The organism is Nonomuraea basaltis, assembly GCF_005893125.1.
GTDB classification, from domain to species: domain Bacteria; phylum Actinomycetota; class Actinomycetes; order Streptosporangiales; family Streptosporangiaceae; genus Nonomuraea; species Nonomuraea basaltis.
Genome location: NZ_VCJS01000231.1, coordinates 1 through 19605, shown reverse-complemented (window position 1 = coordinate 19605; position 19605 = coordinate 1). Strand labels below are relative to the sequence as shown.

At 69.3% G+C, this 19605-nt stretch carries 20 protein-coding genes; 7 read left to right on the top strand and 13 right to left on the bottom strand.

All coding sequences use genetic code 11. From position 1 onward, the window contains the following. Positions 1–601, bottom strand: a 601-nt coding sequence (locus EJK15_RS56350; RefSeq protein WP_171075134.1) for a cytosine permease, incomplete at its 3' end; no start/stop codon positions are given. Positions 602–740: 139 nt separating this feature from the next. Here EJK15_RS56350 and EJK15_RS56345 point away from each other — a divergent pair. After that, complete coding sequence (locus tag EJK15_RS56345; protein ID WP_138718679.1) at positions 741–2144, top strand: MFS transporter; 1404 nt, start codon at positions 741–743, stop codon at positions 2142–2144. 74 nt (positions 2145–2218) lie between these two features. On the opposite strand, the gene EJK15_RS56340 is transcribed toward EJK15_RS56345, so the two are convergent. After that, positions 2219–3202 carry an NAD-dependent epimerase/dehydratase family protein gene (locus EJK15_RS56340; protein ID WP_138718676.1) on the bottom strand — a complete coding sequence of 328 codons (984 nt, stop codon included), beginning with the start codon at positions 3200–3202 and terminating at the stop codon, positions 2219–2221. Between the two features lie 87 nt (positions 3203–3289). Then, positions 3290–3481, bottom strand: a complete 192-nt coding sequence (locus EJK15_RS56335; protein ID WP_138718675.1) for a hypothetical protein — start codon at positions 3479–3481, stop codon at positions 3290–3292. 332 nt (positions 3482–3813) lie between these two features. On the opposite strand from EJK15_RS56335, the gene EJK15_RS56330 reads away from it, so the two are divergent. Then, complete coding sequence (locus tag EJK15_RS56330; RefSeq protein ID WP_171075133.1) at positions 3814–5127, top strand: sensor histidine kinase; 1314 nt, start codon at positions 3814–3816, stop codon at positions 5125–5127. A 41-nt stretch (positions 5128–5168) separates the two neighbouring features. On the opposite strand, the gene EJK15_RS56325 is transcribed toward EJK15_RS56330, so the two are convergent. The 5 genes from EJK15_RS56325 to EJK15_RS56305 all read right to left on the bottom strand — a co-directional run bounded on the left by EJK15_RS56325 (position 5169) and on the right by EJK15_RS56305 (position 11520). Then, positions 5169–5450, bottom strand: coding sequence for a mycothiol transferase (locus EJK15_RS56325; protein WP_138718673.1), 282 nt, complete (start codon positions 5448–5450; stop codon positions 5169–5171). A 75-nt stretch (positions 5451–5525) separates the two neighbouring features. Beyond that, positions 5526–6341, bottom strand: a complete 816-nt coding sequence (locus EJK15_RS56320) for an endonuclease/exonuclease/phosphatase family protein (RefSeq protein WP_138718672.1) — start codon at positions 6339–6341, stop codon at positions 5526–5528. Further along, the gene (locus tag EJK15_RS56315) at positions 6338–9421 is read right to left on the bottom strand and encodes an alpha-mannosidase (RefSeq protein WP_138718671.1); all 3084 of its coding nucleotides are present in this window, start codon (positions 9419–9421) and stop codon (positions 6338–6340) included. Before EJK15_RS56315 ends, EJK15_RS56320 begins: the two co-directional genes overlap by 4 nt. Before the next feature lie 6 nt (positions 9422–9427). Beyond that, on the bottom strand, positions 9428–10768 hold the full coding sequence (locus EJK15_RS56310) for a 6-phospho-beta-glucosidase (protein WP_138718670.1): 1341 nt from the start codon (positions 10766–10768) through the stop codon (positions 9428–9430). After that, positions 10765–11520 (bottom strand): DeoR/GlpR family DNA-binding transcription regulator, encoded by a 756-nt coding sequence (locus tag EJK15_RS56305; RefSeq protein ID WP_138718669.1) that lies wholly within the window; start codon positions 11518–11520, stop codon positions 10765–10767. Before EJK15_RS56305 ends, EJK15_RS56310 begins: the two co-directional genes overlap by 4 nt. Positions 11521–11652: 132 nt before the next feature. On the opposite strand from EJK15_RS56305, the gene EJK15_RS56300 reads away from it, so the two are divergent. From EJK15_RS56300 to EJK15_RS56285, 4 genes are read left to right on the top strand one after another with little or no spacing between them, the layout of a single operon-like run. Then, complete coding sequence (locus EJK15_RS56300; RefSeq protein ID WP_138718678.1) at positions 11653–12624, top strand: carbohydrate kinase family protein; 972 nt, start codon at positions 11653–11655, stop codon at positions 12622–12624. 2 nt (positions 12625–12626) lie between these two features. Further along, a complete protein-coding gene (locus tag EJK15_RS56295; RefSeq protein WP_138718668.1) occupies positions 12627–13916 on the top strand; it encodes an extracellular solute-binding protein in 1290 nt (429 codons plus the stop codon). 4 nt (positions 13917–13920) lie between these two features. Then, positions 13921–14910 carry a carbohydrate ABC transporter permease gene (locus EJK15_RS56290; protein ID WP_206061765.1) on the top strand — a complete coding sequence of 330 codons (990 nt, stop codon included), beginning with the start codon at positions 13921–13923 and terminating at the stop codon, positions 14908–14910. 31 nt (positions 14911–14941) lie between these two features. Next, positions 14942–15769, top strand: a complete 828-nt coding sequence (locus tag EJK15_RS56285; protein ID WP_206061763.1) for a carbohydrate ABC transporter permease — start codon at positions 14942–14944, stop codon at positions 15767–15769. Between the two features lie 49 nt (positions 15770–15818). Here EJK15_RS56285 and EJK15_RS56280 read toward each other — a convergent pair whose 3' ends face one another. Together EJK15_RS56280 and EJK15_RS56275 are read right to left on the bottom strand one after the other, a co-directional pair. After that, complete coding sequence (locus EJK15_RS56280; RefSeq protein WP_138718666.1) at positions 15819–16163, bottom strand: hypothetical protein; 345 nt, start codon at positions 16161–16163, stop codon at positions 15819–15821. A 357-nt stretch (positions 16164–16520) separates the two neighbouring features. Further along, positions 16521–17297, bottom strand: a complete 777-nt coding sequence (locus EJK15_RS56275; RefSeq protein WP_138718665.1) for an alpha/beta fold hydrolase — start codon at positions 17295–17297, stop codon at positions 16521–16523. Between the two features lie 57 nt (positions 17298–17354). Between EJK15_RS56275 and EJK15_RS56270 the strand changes: the two genes are divergently transcribed. Continuing rightward, positions 17355–17828 (top strand): MarR family winged helix-turn-helix transcriptional regulator, encoded by a 474-nt coding sequence (locus EJK15_RS56270; protein ID WP_138718664.1) that lies wholly within the window; start codon positions 17355–17357, stop codon positions 17826–17828. A gap of 326 nt (positions 17829–18154) precedes the next feature. On the opposite strand, the gene EJK15_RS56265 is transcribed toward EJK15_RS56270, so the two are convergent. The 3 genes from EJK15_RS56265 to EJK15_RS56255 all read right to left on the bottom strand — a co-directional run. Further along, complete coding sequence (locus EJK15_RS56265) at positions 18155–18697, bottom strand: P-loop nucleotide/nucleoside kinase family protein (RefSeq protein ID WP_138718663.1); 543 nt, start codon at positions 18695–18697, stop codon at positions 18155–18157. 86 nt (positions 18698–18783) lie between these two features. Further along, the gene (locus tag EJK15_RS56260; protein WP_240777837.1) at positions 18784–19224 is read right to left on the bottom strand and encodes a VOC family protein; all 441 of its coding nucleotides are present in this window, start codon (positions 19222–19224) and stop codon (positions 18784–18786) included. A 35-nt stretch (positions 19225–19259) separates the two neighbouring features. Next, the coding region (locus tag EJK15_RS56255) for an alpha/beta fold hydrolase (RefSeq protein ID WP_138718661.1) at positions 19260–19605 on the bottom strand (346 nt) is incomplete at its 5' end.

The following is a 19605-nucleotide window of genomic DNA, read 5'->3' as shown; positions in this document are numbered from 1 at the left end:
CCCCCGGGCCCGCCGTGGTCTCCAGCGACGAGCCGAGCCGGGGCGCCATGAGGATCATGTAGATGACCGTCAGCACGACGAACGCGTACGTCAGGTACCGCTGCACCGCCATGATCATGGCGTGGCCGTACACGCCGACCGCGATCACCACCACGGCCGCGACGGCGAAGCAGATCCCGGTGGCCGTCGTGCCGGGGATGCCGGGCGCGAGCCGGGCGAGGATGGCCGCGCCGCTCTGCGCCGCCAGCGTGACGAGCACGATCTCCCAGCCGACGTTGGAGATGTACGAGAACACCGCGGGCAGCTTGTTGCCCTGATACCCGAACGGCGCACGCCCCAGCGTCATCGTCGGCACGCCCGACCGGGTGCCGCCGATCGCGACCAGGCCGACCAGCAGGAACGACAGCACGTACCCGATGGCGCCGGTGATGACGGCGGGCACGACGCCGAGGCCCAGGCCCACGATGTACACGCCGAACGCGACGCCGAACAGCGACAGATTGGAGCCGGCCCACGGCCAGAAGAGGTCACCCGGCCGGCCGCGCCGCTCGGCCTCGGGGACCGCGTTGATGCCGTTCTGCTCGACGGTCATCGTGTCCATGATCGGACGGTACCCACCCTGATCATCGCGCAAAGAATTAATGGTCTGCGAAAGATGATATTTCGTAGACCGCGGGGAATCATCGGCGGGCTGCGGCGGCCGAACCGACGTCTGCTGCCGTCGCGCGGAGGTAGCCGTGATGGGGGCGTCCGGGTTCGACACGCGCCGGCGCGCGCTGGGCGTGTGCCTGGTGGCGGCCTTCATGAGCGGGCTGGACGTGAGCATCGTCAACGTGGCGCTGCCGTCGATCCGCGAAGGGCTGCGCGCGACCGAGGACGGCCTGCAGTGGACGCTGTCCGGGTACGCGCTCACGTTCGGGCTGCTCCTGGTTCCGGCCGGGCGGCTGGGGGACGCCAGGAGCCGCCGGGCGATCTTCATGTTCGGCGTGGTGCTGTTCACGCTGTCCAGCGCGGCGTGCGGGTTCGCCTGGAACATGCCCGTGCTGATCGTGGCCCGGCTGGTGCAGGGCATGGCGGCCGGCATGCTGAACCCGCAGGTCTCGGGGCTGATCCAGCAGCTGTTCCAGGGGTACGAGCGGGGCCGCGCGTTCGGCGCGCTCGGTGCCACGATCGGGTTGTCCACGGCCGCCGGGCCGCTGATCGGCGGGGCGCTGGTCACCGCGTTCGGGCCCGATAACGGGTGGCGGTGGGTGTTCCTGGTGAACCTGCCGATCGGGATCGCCCTGCTGCCGCTGGCCCATCGCCTGCTGCCGGCGCCGGCGAACGCGCGGGAGGGCGGACGCCGGGAGAGCCTGGATCCGATGGGCGTGCTCCTGCTCGGCATCGGAATGACGGCCCTGCTGCTGCCGTTCGTCCAACGGCACCAATGGGAGGGGGCGGCCAAGTGGCTGCTCGTCCCCGCCGCGCTCGTGGTGCTGGCCGGGTTCGTCGGGTGGGAGCGGATCTACCGCCGCGAGCCGCTGGTGAACCTGGCCCTGTTCCGCAAGCGGTCGTACAGCCTGGGCTCGGCCATCGCGCTGTTCTACTTCGCCGGCTTCACCGGCATCTTCTTCACCTTCACGCTCTACCTGCAGAGCGGCCTGCACTACAGCCCGCTGCTGGCGGGACTGTCGATCACGCCGTTCGCGCTCGGCTCGGCCTCCGCGTCCGTGGTCGGCGGGCGGCTCGTGTCGCGGGCCGGGCGGCGGCTGGTGGCCGTCGGCCTGACCACGGTGATCGTCGGGCTCTCCGCCACGATGGCCGCGACCGCGCTGGTGCCCGGAGGCGGGGTCGGGCTGGCGACCGCGCTGCCGCTGCTGGTCGCGGGCGTGGGCAGCGGCCTGGTGATCTCGCCCAACCAGGCCATCACCCTGTCGGAGGTGGCGCCCGAGGGCGGCGGGAGCGCTGCCGGGGTGCTGCAGACGGGGCAGCGGTTCGGGTCGTCCATCGGGATCGCGGCGGCGGGCTCGACGTTCTTCGGCGCGGTGGGCCAGGGCTGGCCGACGGCCTTCCGCCACGGCCTGCTGGTGGTGCTGCTCTGCGTGTCCACCGCCCTCGCCGCCGCCGTCTACGACCTCATCCGCACCCACCGCTCATCCCGGTAGCGACCGCCACGCCTCCCGCTCATGCCAGTAGCGACCGCCACGCCCCCGCTCATGCCAATAGCGATCCCCACGCCTCAAGCACCGAGCAGCTTGGCCTCCACCGCCGGGTCGAGACCGAGGCGTGGCCGGTCCGGGCGCTGGGGAGCCTCCCCGCCGATGCTCTGGAGCCACGCCCACGTGTCGGCCACCGTCTCCGCCACGGGCCGGAGCCGGAGCCCCGCCGCCACGGCCTTGGCCACGTCACCGCCATGCATGAAGTCGTAGTCTTCGCCCACCAGCCAGATCGGCAGGTCCATCCACGGTTTGACGCCCGCCGCCAGGATCGTGTCGGCATCGAACCAGCGCAGCTCGGCATCGGACCCGGTCACCTGAACACAGGTCTCGAGCAACTCCCGCATCGTCGCGAACCCAGGAGGGCTCACCACGTTGAACGCCCCGCCGACCCCGCGCTCGGCCGCCCGCAGGCACCATACGGCCAGGTCTCGCGCGTCGACGTACTGCAGCCCCTGATCAGCGGGCGCGGGCGCGAGCACCGGCCCGCCACGCGCGATCCTGCCCAGCCACCATGGCAGCCGCCCGATGTTCTCGTAGGGCCCGAGGATCAACCCGGCCCTCGCCAGCAGCGCCCGCTCCCCGAACGCGGCGAGCGCCCCCAGCTCTGCCCCCGCCTTGTTCCTGGCGTAGTCGGAGGCGTCGTCATCGTCAGCGGACGCCTCCACGACAGGCGCGCTCTCGTCGGCGCCGAAGGGCACCGGATCGGCGTACACGGACCTGCTGGACACGTAGACGTAGTGTCCGGCCCGCTCGGCCAGCAGCGACGCGGCGTCCGTGACCGCGGAGGGCGCCCACGACCAGGTGTCGACCACCACGTCCCACTCGCCGCGCTTCAGCGCCGCCAGCCCGCCGGCCGCCGACCGGTCGCCGCGCAACGCCGTCACGCCCGCGGGCGGCTCTTGGCTGCCCCGGTTGAACACCGTCACATCCCACCCGAGGGCCAGCGCCTCCTCGACGACCGCCCGCCCGACGAACTCCGTGCCACCCAGCACCAGAACCTTCATGGCACCCCACTCTGGCCGACGCACCTCCCCCAGGGAAGGCATCCACGCCCTCAGCGGAATCGCCACAAGCGAAAGCCGTCAAGCGGGTCAGAACTCGCACCCGCCCGGATCGGCGAACTCCTCGTCGTCGTACACAAGAGGCGGGGCCACCCGCCGCCCGCGCCGCACCTCCGGCCCCGCCGCCACTTCGGGCTCGGGTTCGCCGGAGACCCGCACCGTGAGCCCCGGACCACCGAGCGGAGAGTCGTCCGCCACCACCTCGGCCCTTCGCCATCGCACCAACCAGCCCGCCTCCAGCCTCCATCAGCAGATCCCGGCCCCCCGATCCTGGAACGAGCAGGCACACAGAGCGTGTCGAAACACCCTCCTTGGCGCCCCGCTTGCCCAATCTCGACCGATCCCACATAGGCCGGGCCGATGGACATCAGTCCACGTCGATGAAGACATGAACTCCGGCCGATGGACATATCAAGAGCGTGAAGTTGCGCACACCATCCGTGGGTAGTGGTCACAGTTAGTAATGATTCGGGGGATCGGATGGGATGGTGAAACGGCTCTTTCCTCACTTCTTTCCTCGCTCGATCCGGGCACGCCTGATCACGATCGCGACCTTGATCGCGACCATGGTCTTCACCGTCACGTCCACGATCGCCCTCGCCACCGTGCCCGACAACCTGCACGGTCTGGTGCAGACCAGAGTGGAGCTGGCCGTACGCAGGGTCGCGAGCCAGGCCCGCGCCGGCCAGCTTCCCGCCGACCTGGAGACACCGTCACACGTACACCTCCTGCAGGTGGTCTCCGAGACCGGCGAGGTGCTCGCGACCAGCCCCGACCTGCGCGGGGGGCCTCGCCTGACGCCGTTCCAGCCCGGCAAGCCCGGGACGATGCGGGTCACCGAGCGCTCGCTGCCGCGCATCCGGTACGAGGGCGAGGAACAGTACCTCGTCATCACCATGCCGGTGCAGACGCCCGACGGCCCCGTCACCGTATTCGGCGCGGCCCCGCTCACCGAGGTCAACCAGGCCCTGACCTGGCTCTACATCCTCGTGTTCCTCGGCACCCCGCTGGTCCTCGTGATCGTCGCGGCGACGACCTGGGCGGTGGTCGGGTTCGCGCTGCGCCCGGTCGAGCGCATCCGCACCGAAATGGCGGAGATCACCGGCCAGGATCTCAGCAGGCGCGTATCCGTACCCGACACCGGCGACGAGATCACCCAGCTGGCCGTCACCACGAACCGCACCCTCGACCGCCTCGAACGCTCCGCCGAAACCCAGCGCCGCTTCGTCGCCGACGCCTCCCACGAGCTCCGCAGCCCCATCTCCGCCATGCGCACTCAGCTCGAGTTCGCCAACGCCTACCCGGACGAAACGGACTGGCCGGCCACGGGCGCCCGGGCCCTGGCCGCCGCCGAGCGCCTCTCCGGCATCATCGACGAGCTGCTCATGCTGGCCCGGCTCGACGCGGGCGCGGTCGTGCACCGTCGCGTCGTGGACATGTGCCGCATGGCCGAGGAGCAGGTACGCCGCCGCGAGGGCTCACGGGTCCCCATCATCCTCGACCCCTGCGAGCCGGCCCCGGTCAACGGCTCGCCCATGCAGCTGGACCGCCTGCTGACCAACCTCCTGGACAACGCCACCAGACACGCCTCATCCAGGATCGACTTCTCGGTCACGGTGGAGGGCGACGAGGTGGTCGTGACGGTGACGGACGACGGCGAGGGCATCCCGCCGCAGGACAGGGAGCGCGTCTTCGAACGCTTCACCCGGCTGGAGAGCGCCCGGGCCAAGGAGAAGGGCGGCAGCGGCCTCGGCCTCCCCCTCTCCCGCGAGATCGCCACCGCCCATCACGGCACCCTCACCATCGCCGACTACTCACCCGGCGCCCGCTTCGTGGTCGTCCTCCCGCTGTACGAAGGCGACTCGTAGACTTCGCCGAAGGGACCCGCGGCAGCCCTGCGACGAGGGTGTCACTCACCGGTTGCGCCGTCGATTCGTTCCCTGAGCAGATCGGCATGCCCATTGTGACGCGCGTACTCCTCGATCACGTGCAGCAGCACCCAGCGGACGGTGACCAGCGATCCGTTGCCGCGCGTGCCGGTGTCATCCGGGGAACGTCCCGCGATGATCGCCCGTGAATGTTCGATGGTCTGCCGCCACGTATCGAATGCCTGCTCCACGGCGGCCGCATCGACATCGTCGAAGTCTCCGTCGGGGTTGGCGTCGCTGAAGTACAGCGGCGGAAGACTCAAGCCGCCACGATGGAACGCGAACGACGCTTCTCACGCGTATGCCCTGCCAAGCCGCGGTGTTCCGTACGTCGGGTATCAGCCCTGTACCGTGCGCGGGGCCAGGACGATGTCGCTGATCAGGCCGTAATGGTCGGAGGGCCAGACGCGCACGCCGTCGAGCACCTCCGTCTCGGTGAAGGCCAGCGCGGTACGCAGCGGCTCGCCCCGGAACAGCTCGTCCCCGCCGGTGAAGATGTAGTCGATCCGGCGGGACGGCTCGCGCGCCTGCCTGGCGTAGTCGTTGGCCCGGTCGAACGTGGCGCCCGCCGAGCCGTCACCTCCATAGGTCCAGGCGTCGGCGAAGTAGACGCTCTCGCCGTCCACGACCGTGAGCCCGCGCAGGTAGCGGATCTCGTCGGAATCGGGGTCGGCGTTGAGGTCTCCCATGATCACCGGCGGCAGGTCGGTGCCGGAAAGCTCGCCCACCCGCGCCACGGCGTATCGGAGCTGCGCCAGCCGGATCGCGCCGTGGTCCTGCTGCCAGTTCAGGTGGGTGACGAAGCAGGGCAGCTCACCGTAGGGGGTCTCGACCAGCGCGTACAGCAGCGCCCGGGGCTCATAGCCCCCGAGGGGCAGGGTGAACTCGCGCCGCTCGCTGATGGGTAACCGGCTGAGCACGGCGTTGCCCTGGATGAGGCCGTCGCGTTCGCAGGCGGGACCGTATGCGATCTCGTAGCCCAGCCCTTCGGCGATCTCCCGCGCCTGGCAGTAGTAGTCCTGCCGTATCACCTCCTGCAGACCGACGACGTCCGGCCGCAGCCGGGTGAGCTCGCGGCGGATCAGCGCCAAGCGCCGCGGCCATGGGCCGTTGGTGCCCCAGACGTTCAGGGTGGCGACCCGGATCGTGGTCATTGGGGGGCCAGCCGGATCGTCAGGACCTGGAACGGGCGCAACGCCAGGGGCACGCCGCCGTCCTCGGCCGGCTCGAGCGGCTCGTCCAGCGGCCTTTCGAGCAGGTCGGTCAGCTCGGCGCGGCGTACCGGGAAGGAGGTGCGCAGGCAGGTGGCGGCCCGGCCGCCCAGTGACTCGTACACCCGGACCACCACGTCGCCGGAGCCGTCGTCGGCGAGTTTGACCGCCTCGATGCGGGCCGCCCCGCCGTCCAGGGTGACCAGCGGTGCGGGCGCCGGGCCCGTGCCGCCGGGGACGACGCGCAGCGGCAGGTTCAGCGCGTACCCGGCCGCCACCGCGTCCTCGATCGAGGCACCGGGGACCAGCGCGTACGTCATGTGGTGGACGCCCTGGTCGGCCTCGGGGTCGGGCGACTGCGGGGCGCGGACCAGGCTCAGCCGGGCGGTCGTGGTGGTGCCGCCGTCGGGCCGGGAGGTACGGGTGACGTCGTGTCCGTAGGTGGAGTCGTTGGCGATGGCCACGCCGTAACCCGGCTCGCCCACGTGGATCCAGCGGTGGCAGGAGACCTCGAAGCGGGCGGCGTCCCAGCTGGTGTTGGTGTGGGTGGGGCGGTACAGGTGGCCGTACTGGATCTCGGCGGCGGAGCGGTCGGCGTGGACGTCCAGGGGGAAGGCGGCCTTGAGGATCTTCTGGCGTTCGTGCCAGTCGATCTCGGTGTCGATCTCGATGCGCCGGCTGCCCGCGGTCAGTCGTACGGTCTGGGTGATCCGGGAGGAGCCGAAGGCGCGCTCGATCCGAACGGCGGCGACCAGCGGGCCGCGCTCCACGACCGTGACCGACTCGGCCTCGACGAGGTCGGTGTACTGGCGGCGGTAGTGCCGGTCGATGTCCCAGGCGTCCCATTGGTTGGGGAAGTCGGTGTGCAGCCGCAGGAGGTTGCCGCGGCCGCCGGGGGCGAGCACCTCGCGGTCGGCGACCAGGTCCCTGACCGAGGCGAGCAGGCCGTCCGCGTCGATCTCCACGCGTACCAGGCCGTTGTCGAGGGTGGTTCCCGTGACGGTGACGGGCGCGACGCACGGCGCGGCGGTGCCGAGCCGGGCCGCCGCCGATCCCGGGGTCTCGACGAGCACGGCGCACGAGCCGTCGGCGAGGCGTTGCGCGGGCTCTCCCGCCAGGTACGCGGGCGCCTTCACCATCTCGATGCGGGCGGCCGGGCTCGCGTTGAAGACCCAGGCGGAGCCGCCGCTCCCGGCCATCGCCGCCGTGGCCGCGGCGATGATCTCCTCCAGCTCCGTACGGACCCGGGCGTAGGCGGCCTCGGCCTCCTGGTGCACCCAGGCGATCGAGCTGCCCGGCAGGATGTCGTGGAACTGGTGCAGCAGCACCACCTTCCACAGCCGGTCCAGCTCCGCGTACGGATAGGAGAACCCGGCGTGCACGGCGGCGGTGGCCGCCCACAGCTCCGCCTCGCGCAGCAGGTGCTCGCTGCGCCGGTTGCCCGCCTTTGTCCGGGCCTGGCTGGTGTACGTGGCCCGGTGCAGCTCCAGATAGAGCTCGCCGGACCAGACCGCCGCGTCCGGCAACTCCGCGAGGGCCGCCTCGAAGAACGCGTCCGGCTCCTCGATCACCACCCGCGGCGAGCCCTCCAGATCGCCCAGCCGCCGCGCCTTCTCCAGCATCTCCCTGGTGGGCCCGCCCCCGCCGTCACCGTGCCCGAACGGCAGCAGCGACCGGCTCCCCAGCCCCTTCTCCGCGTAGTTGCGCACGGCCCGGGCCAGCTCCTCGCCCTCGAACGTGCCGTTGTAGGTGTCGGCGGGCGGGAAGTGCGTGAAGATCCGCGTGCCGTCGATGCCCTCCCACCAGAACGTGTGGTGCGGGAACGTGTTGGTCTGGTTCCACGAGATCTTCTGGGTGAGGAACCACTCCATCCCGGCCAGCTTGGCGATCTGCGGGTACGCGGCGGTGTAGCCGAAGGAGTCGGGCAGCCACATGCCCCGGCACTCGACGCCGAACTCCTCCAGGAAGAACCGCTTGCCGTGGACGAGCTGCCGGGCCAGCGCCTCCCCGCCGGGCAGGTTGCCGTCGGCCTCCACCCACATGCCGCCGACCGGCACCCACTGCCCGGCCTTGACCGCCTCGCGCATCCGGTCGAAGATCTCCGGGTAGCGCTCCTTGACCCAGGCGTACTGCTGCGCCTGCGGCCCGGCGAACACGAACTCCGGATAGTCCCTGGCCAGCGCGGTGACGTTGGCGAAGGTACGGGCGTTCTTCCGCTGGGTCTCGCGGATCGGCCACAGCCACGCGCTGTCGATGTGCGCGTGGCCGACGCCGTGGATGGTGTGCGCGCTGGCTCTCGCGGGGGCCGAGAGCACGCCCGTCAGGCAGGCGCGGGCCTCCGCGGCCGTGCCGGAGACGTCGTGGATGTCGAGGACGTCCAGGCTGCGCTCCAGCGCGCGCAGGATCTCGTGCCGCCGCGGGTCGTGCTCCGGCTGCTCGGCCATCAGCTCGCGCAGCACCTCCATGTCCAGCCGCAGGTGCCAGACGTCCTCGTCGAGCACGGCCAGCTCCGCGCGCTTCAGCGTGTAGAGCGGCGCGTCGCCCGCGGTGGCCTTGTCGCCGAGGGGCGTCGGGAGGAAGCCGCCCGCGAGGATGTCCGGGTTGGCGGCCATCTCCAGCAGCAGCCCGGCCCGGTCACCGGTGATGGGAACGTACTGGTTCAGCGGCTCGATGCCCTTGATCGGGTTGCCGTCGAGGTCGTACACCAGCGCCTCGGCCTGGCCTCCCGGCCAGTCGCCGACGAACCCCAGATCGAAGACCGCCTCCACGCGCCGCCCCGCCCACTCGGCGGGGACGGCGCCCGTGGCGCGCAGCCAGGTCGTGGACCAGGGCCGGCCCCAGGGCGTACCGACCTGGAACGGCTCATAAGGCGCCACCAGCGCCTCCGCCACGGGCACCGGCTCGTCGGGCACGTGCCAGGCGGCCAGCTTCAGGGGCGCCGACGCGGCGTAGACGGCGGGTGTGACGCGCTCGCGCAGCACCCGCTCGATGCGCTTCTCGACGAGCTTCCGGTCATCGTGCATCGGTCGTCAGTTCCTTCCGCGGAGGTAGCCGAGCTGGGGGAGCTCGCGCTCGTAACTTTCCAGGAGGCGGCGGGCGACCACGACGGAGTCGACGAGCGGGTGGGTGGCGAAGGCCCGCAGCGCGGCGCCGCGGGAGCCCGTCGTGGCGGCCTCGATCACCGCTTGTTCCACCGCCTTGACCGAGGCCATCAGCCCGAGCGCGTGGCCGGGCAGCCGGTCCACCGACAGCGGGCGGGCCCCGTTGGCGTCCACGAAGCAGGGCACCTCCACCACGGCGTCGGGGTCGAGGCCGTCGATGGCGCCGCGGCCGCGTACGTTGAGGATGAGGGTGGTCCGCTCGTCCAGCGCGATGGCCCGCATGAGCGCCAGCGCGACCTGCTCGTACCCGCCGGACTCCAGGTCGGCGCCGGCGCGTTCGCCGGTTCCCGCGGCCTCGCGGATGTCGGCCAGATAGGTGGTCTCCCGCTCCAGCCTGGTGCTGTCCCACGCCTGGAGCGCGGAGCCGTTCGCCTGCGCGTAGAACCGCTGCTGCTGCTCGATGAGCTGGGCGCCGCGGGTCTGGGCGGCGGCGCGGGCGGCGGCCACCGCCTCCCTGGTGAAGTAGTAGTAATGCAGGTATTCGTTCGGCACGCAGCCGAGCGTGCGCAGCCACTGCGCCCCGAAGAGCTTGCCCTCCTCGAACGACGTCAGCGCGGCCTCGTCGTTCAGCAGCACGGGGAGCAGGTCACGGCCCTCGACGCGGACCCCGCGCAACCATCCCAGGTGGTTGAGCCCGGCGTAGTCGAGCCACACCGTGGCCGGGTCCACGCCGAGCGCGCCCGCCACGCGGCGGCCCAGGCCGACCGGGGAGTCGCAGATGCCGATGACGCGGTCGCCCAGGTGGGCGGACATCGCCTCGGTCACCACCCCGGCGGGATTGGTGAAGTTGATGACCCATGCCTCAGGGGCCAGTTCGGCGATCCGCCGGGCCAGGTCCACGGCGACCGGCACCGTGCGCAGGCCGTACGCGATGCCGCCGGCGCCGACCGTCTCCTGGCCGAGCACGCCCTCCTCCAGCGCGACCCGCTCGTCCACGGCGCGGCCCTCGAGCCCGCCGACGCGGATCGCGGAGAAGATGAAGTCCGTGCCACGCACCGCCTCGTCGAGGTCGGTGGTGACGCTCACCTCCGGAGGGTCGGCGAAACCCGCCGCCTGCTCCGCGAGGACCCGGCGGATGGCCTCGATCCTGGAGGCGTCCAGGTCGTGCAGGGTGACGTGGGTGACGCGCCCCTTGCCGTGGTCGTCGAGCAGCGCCCGGTAGACGAGCGGCACCCGGAACCCACCGCCCCCGAGAATGGTCAGCCTCATACCTCGATCACCTGTACCCCCGTGTCTCGCAGCGTCGAAAGGGTGGCCGGATCGCTGGACGCGTTGGTGACCACCACGTCGAGCTCCTCCGGGCCGCAGACCCTGGCCATCCCGGTGCCGGGGAACTTGCCGACGTCGGCCACCAGGACCACCTGGTCGCTGGCCGCGATCATGGCGCGCTTGACCGGCACCTCCACCACCGTGGTGTCCATGACGTGGCCGCCGGGCCGCACACCACTGGTGCCCAGGAACAGCCGATCGGCCTTGACCTGCCGCAGGTTGTCCTCCGTGAGGAAGCCCACCAGCGACCGGTAGTCCCTGCGCACCATCCCGCCGAGCAGCACGAGCTGGATGTCCTCCTGGTCCTGGAGCTCTTCCAGGACCGCGAGACTGCTGGTGACAACCGTGAGCGAGCGGTCGCGCAGCCAGTGCGCCACGCGGTGCGCCGTCGTGCCGATGTCGAGCAGGATCGTCTCGCCGTCCCTGACCATCCCTGCGCATCTTTGCGCGATCTTGTCCTTCTCCTCCGCGCGCATGGCGGCCACGTCCACGAAGGGATCGTCGCGCGGGTCGTCCACCGGCATGGCGCCGCCGTACACGCGCCTCAGCAACCCCTGCTCGGCCAGCTGAACCAGATCGCGCCTGACCGTCGCCGTGCTGACACCCAGCCGCTCCGCCAGCACCTCGACCGTGGCAGGCCCGTCAGCGTGCACGATGCGCACGATTAACTCATGACGTCGGTCCCGAAGCATGTCAGGGACCGTATCGTGCAAAGTCGCTCACGACTAGGGCCCAAACCTCGTCATTTTTTGGCGAACTATTGCGATGTTGAGCAAAGAGGGGCACCATCCAAATTCAAATCGTCAGGGTCAGAAGTGAGCAGCATGGTGTCCAGCACGTCAGACCAGGGTCAGCTCGATGTCTTCGTCTCAGGGCTGCTCTTCTTCGACGTCGTCTTCTCCGGTCTCGACCACGCCCCCAAGCTGGGCGCCGAGGCCTGGACCAGGGAGATGGCGTCGGGCCCCGGGGGAATCGCCAACTTCGCGTACGCGCTGAGCAGGCTCGGGCTGCGGACCGGTCTCGCGGCGGCCTTCGGCGACGATCCCTTCGGCAGGTACTGCTGGGACGCCCTCGCCGAGCAGGAGGGCGTCGACCTCTCCCGGTCGCGTCGCTTCCCCGGCTGGGCCACGCCGACCACCGTCTCCCTCGCCTACGAGGGCGACCGGGCACTGGTCACCCACGGCGCGCCGCCCCCTCTGCTGGCCGACGACCTGATCGGGGACCCGCCGGTGGCCCGCGCGGCGATCGTCCACCTGCGCCCCGAACCGGTCGAATGGCCGCGCGGCACCGGAGGGCTGGTCTTCGGCGACGTCGGCTGGGATCCGACCCTGCGGTGGCCGCGCTCCATGCTGGACCAGCTCGGCTCGTGCCACGCCTTCATGCCCAACGCCCACGAGGCGATGAGTTACACCAGGACGGACACACCCTCCGCCGCCCTGTCGAAACTGGCCGATCTGGTACCGCTCGCGGTCGTCACCCGCGGAGCCGACGGCGCCATCGCCGTCGACGGGATCAGCGGGGAGACCGCCGACGTGGGAGGTCTCCCCATTGACGTGGTGGATCCCACCGGCGCGGGAGACATCTTCGGCGCCGCGCTCGTCGTGGCGACGCTCGCCGGCCTGCCGCTCGCCGAGCGGCTGCGGTTCGCCAACCTCGCCGCGGCACTGTCCGTGGGGCGGGTCGGCGGAGCGCTGTCCGCGCCCACCTGGGCAGATCTGGGCCGTTGGTGGCATGGGATCACCGCCCCCGAGATCCGCCGCGACTATGCGTTCATCTCTGATCTTCTGGAGGGTTAACAATGGAACTTTCTCGTAGGAACCTGCTTCGGGCAGGTCTGTTCTCGATGGCGGCGGCGGGGATCGGCGGCACGGCCGCCTGCGGCGGCAGCGGCGGGGAGACCGCCGCGGCCGGCGGCGCCACCGAACTGACGCTCTGGTACTGGGGCGGCGGCCTGAGCGACAAGGTCGTGGCGGAGGCGGTCAAGAACTTCAGCAAGATCACGCTGAAGCCCTCCGTGATCGGCGGCGACTTCAAGCAGAAGCTCGTCACGACGATGAACGGGCGCAAGTTCGTACCCGACATCACCGGCATCAAGGGCGAGAACATCGCCTCGCTGCTGGCCGAGTCCGATCGGTTCCTCGACCTCAACACCCTGGGCGCGGACAAGCTGCGATCGCAGTACGTCGAGTGGAAGTGGAAGCAGGGCTCCACCACGGACGGCAAGCTCATCGGCTTCCCCATCGACATCGGCCCGACGGGGATGTTCTACCGCGAGGACATCTTCAAGAAGGGCGGTCTGCCCACCGATCCGGCCGAGGTGTCGGAGTCCATGTCCACCTGGGACGACCTGTTCGCCGCCGGGCAGAAGCTGAAGAAGGCCGTGCCGGACGCCTTCATCGTCGACACCGCCACGGGTCTGTTCGACGTGGCCGTCGGCCAGGGCCCCAAGCGCTTCATCGACGAGAGCAACAAGTTCATCGGCGACCAGGCCCACATCCGCACGGCCTGGGACGTGGTCGTCAAGGCCCTCCAACTGGGCGTCGTGGCCCCCAAGACCGACGGCCAGGACACCAACATCGCCATGACGAACGGCAAGTTCGCCGCCATGCACGGCGCCGCCTGGATGGCCCTGGACATCAAGAACGGCGCGCAGGGCACCGAGGGCAAGTGGCGGGTGGCCGGCACCCCGGTCGGCCCGGCCAACATCGGCGGCTCCTTCCTCGCCCTGACCCAGCAGTGCCGCGACCCCAAGCTGGCCTTCGAGATCATCACCTGGCTGCTCAGCCCGGAGAACGCGGCCAAGGGCTTCACCGACTCGGCGCTGTTCCCCGCCAGCCCGGCCACGTACGCGATGTCCGCGATGACCGAGGGCGACCCGTTCTTCGGCGGCCAGGTGACGATCGAGGTGCTGGGGGAGGCGGCCAAGAAGGTCCCGGTCCAGTACGAGGCCCCCGCGGACGCGGCCGTGGGCCAGCCGTTCAAGGACGAGATCCTCAACGTCTGGACCAAGGACAAGAACCCCGACACCGCCTGGACCGACGCGGTCGCCAGCGCCAAGCAGATCGCCGAGCGCCAGGGCGTGAGCTGAGGTGGTGTCCACCACCCCCGCCAAAGAGGCGGGCGCCGTACCAAGCCCGGTGGGCGGATCCCACCGGGCTCGGGGGAGGAAGCGGGCACTGCGGTCGCACTGGCCGCAGTACCTGGCCATCTCTCCGTACTTCGTGCTGTTCTCCGTCTTCATGCTGTTCCCGATCATCTTCTCCCTCTACCTGGCGTTCCAGAAGTGGGACGGCTTGGGGGAGATGGAGTTCGTCGGGCTGCGGAACTTCGCGTTCCTCATGAAGGACGACCTGTTCTGGCGGTCACTGAAGAACACGTTCCTCATCTGGTTCATGTCCACGGTGCCGATGCTCTTCCTGGCGCTCGTGCTCGCGAACATGCTCAACACCGGCATCCGCTTCACCGGCTTCTACCGGATCGCGTACTTCGTCCCGAACGTGACGTCGGTCGTGGCGATCGCCATCTTCTTCAGCTCGGTGTTCAGCAGCACCGACGCCGGGCTGATCAACGTGATCGTGGGCTGGCTCGGCGGGTCATCCATCCCATGGCTGACCAACGAGTGGACGATCAAGATCGTCATCGCCACGCTGATCTGCTGGCAGTGGACCGGCTACAACGCGATCATCTACCTGGCCGGGCTGCAGGCCGTCCCGACGGAGCTGTACGAGGCCGCGAGGATCGACGGAGCGGGGCCGGTGCAGGCCTTCTTCAAGATCACTATCCCGCAGTTGCGGCCCATCATCCTGTTCACCGTGGTCATCTCGACCATCAACGGCATGCAGACCTTCACCGAACCCCAGGTGATCTTCTCCAGCAACGCCGCCAACAACGCCAACTCCGGAGGTCCCGGCTCGGCCGGGCTCACCACGATCCTGTACTTCTACCGGGAGGCGTTCAACTTCAACGACTACGGCTACGGCGCCGCCATCGCCTGGTCCCTCTTCCTGATCATCATGCTGTTCACCGTGATCAACTGGCGCATCGTGACGCGCCGCGACCGCCCAGGAAGGAGTCGGCGATGAGCCGCGGTGACCGCCTGGGGAGGGGATGGCGATGACGCGCAGGCGCTTCCTCGGGGTAGGGCTGCAACTGACCATGCTCACCGGCGTGGTCATCTCGCTCTTCCCCTTCTATTGGACCGCCGTCATGGCGACCAACACCACGCGCGACATGTACACCGTGCCGCCGAAACTGTCGCCGGGCCCCGAGCTGTTCACCAACATCGGCCGGCTGCTCACCAACATCGACTTCTTCGGCTCGATGCTGAACACGCTCACCGTCGCGTGCAGCGTGACCGTGCTGGTGCTGTTCTTCGACTCGCTGGCCGCGTTCACCTTCGCCAAGTTCGACTTCCCCGGCCGGAACCTGCTGTTCGGCATGCTCATGGTGACCTTCATGCTGCCCGGCCAGCTCGCGCTGATCCCGCAGTTCGTCATCATGGTCAACCTCGACTGGGTGGGTACGCTGAAGGCCCTGATCGTCCCCGCGGCGGCCAACGCCTTCGGCATCTTCTGGATGCGCCAATACATCAAGAACGCGGTGCCCGACGACCTGCTCGCCGCGGCGCGCATCGACGGATGCGGCTTCTTCCGGCAGTACCTGTACGTGGCCCTGCCGATCATCCGCCCCGGACTGGCCTTCCTCGGCATCACCACGTTCATCGGCGCGTGGAACGACTACGTCTGGCCGCTGATCGTCATGGTGGATCCCACGAACCTCACCCTGCAGGTGGCGGTGTCCCAGCTCAACACCGCGCACAACACCGACTACAGCATGATCATGGCCGGCACGCTGCTCGCCGTCCTGCCGCTCGCCGTGGTGTTCATACTGTTCGCCCGCGGCTTCATCCGCGACGCCATAAAGGGCGCCCTCCGCGGCTGACCCGCCGCCGACCGGCTGCGCCCGGCCGGTCGGGAGGGCGGGCACGTGGCTATTTCCACAGGTAGTCGTAACGTGGCGGAGCCGGGCTGATGATGACATCGCCGTCGCGGACCTGCCACTCGGTTTGGCCGTCTACTTCATGGAAGGCAAAGAAGAGGCCGCAGACGCGGTCGTTGTCTTGGTCGGCAGCGGGGAGCGCGGCAATCTGCCGGACGTGGTCGAGCACCTCGTGGACTTCATGGGCACGGACGGCGCGGGTGTAGCAGACGGCGTCGAGCCAACCACCGTTGGGAAAGGTCCAGCCTTCGGGTTCTCTTTGGCGAATGATCCGTTCGGCTTCTGCCCGCTGTCCGCAGAACTCCAGCCAGCCTCGAATGTAGACCCAAGTGCCCATGACTCGATGATGGCAGCAGCGAGCATTACACCATTCCCGGACAGTCCCGCTCTGGGACCCACGTCTGGTGATCCGCGTTCTTACGTGATGCGGAACCGCGAGGCCGCCTCGGCCCCCGCACGCTGGATCGTAGAAAGTCGGAGTCACCGATCTGGATCCGCTGCCGCGGCCGATGAGCAGGCATCACACTGTTGTGCGCGGTCGGCACGTGCTCTCTCTCGTTCTCGGATGATGCCCTTCCAGGGATCACGTGCCGGCCGTCACCAATTCTCGGTACAGAGGTGCCGACCAGGGCGAACCTGACGAGGCGACTACTTCAGTCGCTGACCAACAGCTCGAGAACCGTCGGCAGTGTGGTCACAAGGTACCGAGGAAGTCTTCGAGGATCTGGTTGAAGACGTCCGGGCGCTCCATGTTGGGGTAGTGGGCGGTCCCCTCGATCGAGATCGCGCGGCCGTTGGCGACGGTGCGGGCCAGGCGTTCCGCCATGCCGATGTGGTCGGGTGAGTCGACGGCGCCGTTGATGGCCAGCACGGGAACGTCGATCTTGGCGATGCGCTCCCAGGTGTCGCGCACCGGGACGAGCCGGTCGGGTTCGTCGCCGGTGTGCTTGGACATGGTGCCCCTGGCCATCCGGCGCAGGCGGCGCACGACCTCGGGATCGAGATCTTCGAGGGTGCGAAGCGGGCCCGCGGCGAAGAGCATGAACCCCTCGACCGAGGCGTCCAGATCACCGGCGGCCATCGCCGCATGCCACGTGGCCAGGGCTTGGGTGGTCCAGGGGTCGGTGAAGTACGGCTCGCTGGTGCCGGCGCCGCTGACGACCACGGCGCTGACCAGTTCCGGGTGCTCCAGCGCGGTGTCGACCGCGGTGCTCGCCCCCATGGAGACTCCCACCAGGACCACGGGGCCGGTGCTCAGGTGGCGCAGCAGCGCGGCGAGGTCGTCGGTGAGCCGGTACGGTCCGGTGGCGTTGGCGGAGCGGCCGTGGCCGCGGGCGTCGGGCGCGATGACGCGATAGCGCGAAGCGAAGACGGGAATCTGAGCCTCCCACATGCCGTGGTCGGCGAAGCCGCCGTGCAGCAGGACAAGGGACCGGCCGGCGCCGGTGTCGAGCCAGAACAGATCCTTCATGACAACCAAGGTGTCATTGTCGGTCAAAGATGACAACCTAGGTGTCATCATGGCGAGATGAGTGAGACTGAGCGTGGCGTGGCGTCCGAAGAGCTGACCGACCGGCTCGCTGAGGTGTTCGACCTGGTGGGGCCGCTGTACCGGCGCGCCCAGCGCAAGGTGGAGCAGGACGCGCCCATCGAAGGGCTGTCGGTCGGGGTGCGGGCCGTGCTCAACATGCTCCGCGACCACGGGCCCATGACCGTCCCCCAGATGGGCCGGGCCCAGGCGTTGAGCCGCCAGTTCACGCAGCGCATGATCAATGACGCGGCCGCGCGAGGCCTGGTCGAGTTCGTCCCCAACCCGGCGCACAAGAGGTCCTCGCTCATCCGGCTGACCGAGGAGGGCCAGGCCGCCATCACCGCTGTGATCGACCGCGAACGCGCGGCGCTGCGCCAGGTCGGTGGCGACCTGACCGACGCCGAGGTCGCCGCCTGCATCCGGGTGCTCTCGCGCCTCCTCCGACTCCTCGACAACGTCGACGTGAATTGACGCAGGCCGCAGGAGGCCCGCGAACGACGCCACGCCTGTGACCAGGCCAAACTCGTACACAACTCCTGTTGGCGAAGCCCCCCGCACGTTGGACCGCGGAAAGTCGGAGTCACCGATCTGGATCTGCTGTGGCGGCCGATGAGCAGGCATCACACTGTTGTGCGCGGCCGTCACGTGATCTCATTTGTTCTCGGACAATGCCCTTCCAGGGATCACGTGCTGGCCGTAGTTCAAGTCTCGGTACAGGCGTGCCGATCAGGGCGAAGCCGACGATCTCAGCTATCGACCCGTTCGCGGATTTCCAGCTGCCGTACTTGACGGTCATCTCAGTTCTGCAGAATCGTGCGTTCTCCTTCGTCGACCGGCTCCTCAAAGCCGATCAGATATCTGTCGAGAAGCTCCCCGGACACGGTGACGGAGTTGGCCCCGTGCGTCATGTTGCGTATCCCGAGCCGCTGGCGCAGCGTCTCCGGGTTCGCCTTGAGGTAGATCAGCTCCCATCGACGGCCGTGACTCTCGATGAGCGCCTTGTATCGGTCGCGCGTGGCGCGCCGCCAGAAGCTGTAGTCCAGCACAACCGGTTGGCCGGCCTTCAGCAGGTCCACGAGTTCGTCCCACAGCGTTTCCTCAGCAGCGGCCTTGGAGTCCTCGTACTCTTCCGGATCGAATTCGACGGCATCGCGCCCGAATCGCGCCCAGATCGCTTCATCGATCGACAGCCGGACATATCCCCGCCGCTCCAGCGACTGCGCGTACGTCGTCTTGCCCGATCCGGCGATCCCACACATCATCACCACGGTCGGCGTCGCTTCCTCCGGCGGACCAACAGCGATCTCCTCGCTCTCGCCACTGGCAGTACTGTCACTCATGCATCAGGACCTTACTGCCGCACTGCGATCAAGCCGTGCGCGTAGTGCGCCTCCATGGTGTGGCCGTGTCTCGCAGATGCCGTTGGTCAGCGGCCGGGCAGCCGTTCGGTGATCTCCTGTAGAAACCAGCGGTTGCCGTCGGGGTCGGCGAACGAGGCGAAGGAGCCGTAGCTGGCACGCTGAGGGTGCAGGCCCATGACGCGGCCGGTCTCGCCGGCCTGGTGGAAGGCGCCGGTGGCGTCGTGGAACGGGCCGGTGACGTCGACGCCGCGGCCCGCCAGCTCCTTGTGGGCCTGCTCGATGTCGGACACGATCAGGTGCAGTCCCTGGACCGTGCCGGGTTCGGCGTCGGTGAGGCCGTCGCCGAAGATGATCGAGCAGGCGGAGCCGGGGGGAGTGACCTGAATGATCCGGTACCCGTCGTTGATGGGGAAGTCCGCGTCGAGGCGGAAGCCCAGCTGCCGGGTGTAGAAGTCCTTGGCGCGGTCGGCGTCGGATACGGGCAGGACGACAACTTCGAGCTTCATGTCCATGGTGGTGATCTTTCTTTCGCGTCGTGGAGCTATCGGGTGGCGCGTGCGGCCTTCTCGATGACGCCGGCCACGGTCTTGGGCTGGGAGACGGCGACGGAGTGGGAGGCGCGCACTTCGACGGAGTGCGCGTGGGCGCGCTTGGCCATGTAGCGCTGGACTGCGGCGGGGATGTTGAGGTCCTGGGTCGTGATGATGGCCCAGGTGGGCTTGTCCTTCCAGGCGGCGGCCTCGGTCTTCTCCTCCAAGGCGGACTGGGCGATGGGCCGCTGGGTGGCGGCCATGAGGGCCGCGGTGCCGGCCGGTACGTCGGCGGCGAACTGGTGGTGGAACTTGCCGGGCTTGATGTACAGGTCGGTTCCGGTGGCGCCGTCGGGG